The following is a 3,880-nucleotide window of genomic DNA, read 5'->3' on the forward strand; positions in this document are numbered from 1 at the left end:
CCGGCGGTGTCGGCCACCGTCGCGTCCGCGCCGGCGCCACCAGATCCGCCGTTACCGCCCTTGCCGGCGTTGCCACCTACGCCACCGTTACCCGATGTGGTGCCGCCGGAACCACCGGTGCCACCGTTGCCACCGACGCCACCGACCGCACCGGCGGTGCCGTTGCCGTTGGGGTCGGTGATGCCATTCACGGGGGCGCCGACGCCGCCCGCACCACCGGCACCGCCGTTACCTACCGTGCCACCGCTACCACCGACACCACCATTGCCGCCACCCTGGCCGACGTTGTTTCCGGTGATCAGACCCGTACCGGCGCCACCCTGGCCGCCGGCGCCGCCGTCGCTGGCGTTTCCATCCTCGCCGGCAGTGCCGTCGGCACCGCTTGTGGTGCCCGTTCCACCGGTCCCGACAGTGCCAGCCAGGCCACCGTCGGCACCGGAGCCGCCCTTACCACCGTTACCGGCGCTGGCGCCACCGCCACCACCAAGGCCCTTGCCGCCGGCGCCGGCGGCCCCGCCGTCGCCGCCGTTGCCCAGTAGCCAGCCGCCGGCCCCGCCGGCACCGCCATCCAGGCTGGTGCCGGTGATGGTGTCGAGCACCCCGTCCCCACCGGTACCGCCGTTGCCGATCATCCCGGCCGCACCCGCGGCCGAACCGTCAATACCGGCGCCGCCATCGCCGAACAGCCAGCCGCCGGCGGTGGCGGCGACTAGGTCACCGGTGTCGGTGTCGAGGTGGGCGTCGAGGCCGTTGCAGATGATCCCGCAACTGTCCGCGGTGGCGAACAGTTGGTTGAGTGAGTCCAGGACTCCGGAACTGATCAGGCTCTGACCGAGGTCGTAGATCGGGGTGTAGATCCAGTCGTTGATCGTGGTCGCGACCAGAGTGTCCAACGTCGCCAACGGGTCCGCCCCCGCGGCCGCACCCGCCAGCCCGGATGGCTCAAACCAGGTGATCGCCGACCCCAGCAGGTCATCGAAAACGGTGTCGAACGCATCCGCGTGCGCCGGCACCAGCCCCAGCGGAGTCCCCAGCGCCAAAAACGCCCCGACGGTGGTGCCGGCGCCGACCACCCGAGCGCGACGATGACCAGACATGCCGAACCTCCCGAAAACCGTGGACAAACATCAACACCGCTTAGCTTCCGTTCAGAAACCCGCGTCGAGTCGCGTAGCGCACTACCTGTCCTTGCACCCGTCTCAGCGCCGACTACTCAGGTCGGGGCTGCGTAGTCGGGCGGCGCGTCGCCGGGAATCGGGTAGTCCACTACGGATACCGCGAGCCGACGGGCCGGGCAGGGTTGCGGTGTCGACCGAATCGAGGGCAGATGTGACCGCTTTTCACCAGACCGGGCACCGGTACGAGACGGCACTGCGGCGGCTTCCCGACGCGCATTCCCTGGCCCTGCGCTTGCGCGACGCCGGTGTCGCCGACGAAGTGATCTGCGGCTATCTGCAGATCGAACCCGAAGGACTCGACAGCATCCTCGAACTGGCACACCAAAAGCTCGAGGCTGAACTACACAAGATTCCTGAGTAGTAACCATCGGTGTCCCAAGATGTTTACCATCGACGGATGAGTGACCACTGGCCTTTGACAGGCCGGAGGGAAGAACTTCAGCTGGTCAGAGAGGCGCTTGCCGACACAGAGCGGCGGGGTGTTCTGATCGCCGGTCAAGCCGGTGTGGGCAAAACCAGGCTCGCCCGCGAGGCCGCCGAAGCCATGGCCGCGGCGGGCTGGGCGGTCAGCCGGCTGGCCGGGACGGCAACGGGGCGCTCGGTGCCGCTGGGCGCGTTCGCCCACTGGGTCGACGACTTTGATGCCAACCCGATGGCCATTGCGCGCCAAGTCATCACCGAGCTGCGGTCCGGCGCCGGTGAGGCACCGCTGCTGGTGGTCGTCGACGATGCCCACCTGCTGGATGATCTGTCGGCGCTGGCCGTGCATCAACTGGTGGCGCAAGGTGTCGCCACGGTGATCGCGACCGTCCGCAATGGCGAACCCGCCCCCGATGCGGTGTCGACGCTGTGGAAGGACGGCGTGCTGCGGCGGCTCGAATTGCAGCCGCTGTCACGCCCGGAATCCGACGAGCTGCTGGCCGCGGCGCTCGGTGCGGTGAGCCCGGACTGCCTGACGCGGATGTGGAAACTGACCCGCGGAAACGCGCTCTACCTGCGCCATCTCGTCGAACAGGAACGCGCGGCGGGCCGGCTGGTGTGCGAGGCCGGGCAATGGCGCTGGACGGCCGGATTGTCGATGTCGCCGACCTTGGTCGAGCTGGTCGAATCCCAGATCGGTGCGGTTCCCGATGATGTCCGCGAAGTCGTCGACTTGGTGGCGGTCGCTGAGCCCATCGACCGGTCTTGCCTGATGGTGCTGGCCAGCGCGAGGGCTGTCGAGATGGCCGAGGAGCGCGGGCTGATTCGGGTGTCGTCGAGCGCCGAGGTGGTGTATGTGGGCCACCCGCTGTACGGGGAGATCCGACTGCAGCAATGCGGCCCGCTGCGGCTGCGCCGCTTGTGCGGCGACGTAGCGACCGCCATGGCGCGCGAGCCGGCCCGGGTGGATCCGCTTCGGCTAGGTCTGTTGTGGCTGGAATCGGATCTGCCGGCTGACATCGCGGTGCTATCGCGTGCCGCCAACGTCGCGCGCTCGCGACTTGACCTCGTTTTGGCCGAGCGGTTCGCCCGCGCCGCCGCTGACGCCGGCGGCGGCCCGGTGGCCAAATTACTGCTCGCCTACGTGCTGTTCATGCGCGAACAGGGCGCGGAGACCGAGGAGATACTGCGCACTATCGATGCACCGGCGCTGCCCGCGGCGGGATTCGTCACTCCGGTAATCCTGCGCGCCGCGAACCTGCTGTGGGTGCTGCAACGTCCCGAACAGGCCTGGGAAGTCACCGAGCAGGCGCTGCGCGGCAACGACGACGCGGCGCTGCGCACATTTCGTGCCGTGCAGCTGGTGTTGGCCGGCCGGCCAGCTGAAACCATCGACGCGCTGGCCGGGGTCGACCTCGGCCAGCTCGACCCCTTCGGCCAGACCCTGGGCCGGTGCGCGGACGTCATTGCGCTGGGTGACCTGGGACGGACGAGTCGGGCCGCGCAGCAGGCCGAAGCCGGGTACGCGGTGATCGCCGAATCGCCGCAGGACAGTTTCCAGGGCAGCGGGCTAGCCGAATTCCACGCCTACGCGCTGCTCGCCGCCGGCTACCTCGAGGACGCCAGGATGGTCGCCGAGGCCCGGTATCGGCTCTGCGCAGAGCTACCTGGTCTGGTCGCTGCGATGGCGACCGCGGTGCTGGGCATGACCGCACTCGCCGGCGGCGATCTGCCCACCGCGCTGCGTTGCCTCAGTGAGGCCCGCGCCGGCATCGGCGGTTACGGCGAGACCAGCGGTATCTTCTACCGGTTCAAGATCCTGCACGTCGAAGCGCTGGCGCGCAGCGGGCAGGTCGACGCCGCCGTCGCGGCGTTGCAGGCCACCCACGACAGCCGGCACCCGGCCTACGCCTATGTCGAGTCGGGCTATCTGTTGGCGTGCGCGTGGCTGGCGGCAGCACAGGGCAGGGCCGGTGAGGCGCGCCGGAGTGCTTCTGCAGCAGTAGAATTCGCTCGCAGTCACGGTCAGCTTGCGCGTGAGGTGATGTGCCTGCAGACCGCCGCGCAAATGGGCGACGCCGAGGTCGCCGACCGGCTGGATGAATTGGCGGGCATCGTCGAGGGTCCTCGGGCAGCGGTGGCGGCCCGTTACGCACGGGCGCTGGCCGAGGGCGATCCCGCCGGACTGGGAGCGGCATCGTTGGATTTCGAAGCCATCGGCGATGTGCTTGCCGCCGCTGACGCCGCCGCGCAAGCCGCGGCGGGCTATCGGCAGGCCCCCC

At 69.5% G+C, this 3,880-nt stretch carries 2 protein-coding genes and 1 pseudogene; 2 read left to right on the forward strand and 1 reads right to left on the reverse strand.

Going from position 1 to position 3,880, the window contains the following annotated elements; translation table 11 throughout:
• Positions 1 to 1,097: pseudogene (locus BN4346_RS47500) on the reverse strand (hypothetical protein); the annotation flags it as partial.
• A gap of 232 nt (positions 1,098 to 1,329) precedes the next feature.
• On the opposite strand from BN4346_RS47500, the gene BN4346_RS13470 reads away from it, so the two are divergent.
• Together BN4346_RS13470 and BN4346_RS13475 are read left to right on the forward strand one after the other, a co-directional pair.
• Positions 1,330 to 1,539, forward strand: coding sequence for a hypothetical protein (locus BN4346_RS13470; protein ID WP_067966598.1), 210 nt, complete (start codon positions 1,330 to 1,332; stop codon positions 1,537 to 1,539).
• Positions 1,540 to 1,575: 36 nt separating this feature from the next.
• On the forward strand, positions 1,576 to 3,880 hold a 2,305-nt coding region (locus BN4346_RS13475; RefSeq protein ID WP_067966601.1), incomplete at its 3' end, for an AAA family ATPase.

This window comes from Mycolicibacter icosiumassiliensis, assembly GCF_900078685.2.
Lineage (GTDB): Bacteria > Actinomycetota > Actinomycetes > Mycobacteriales > Mycobacteriaceae > Mycobacterium > Mycobacterium icosiumassiliensis.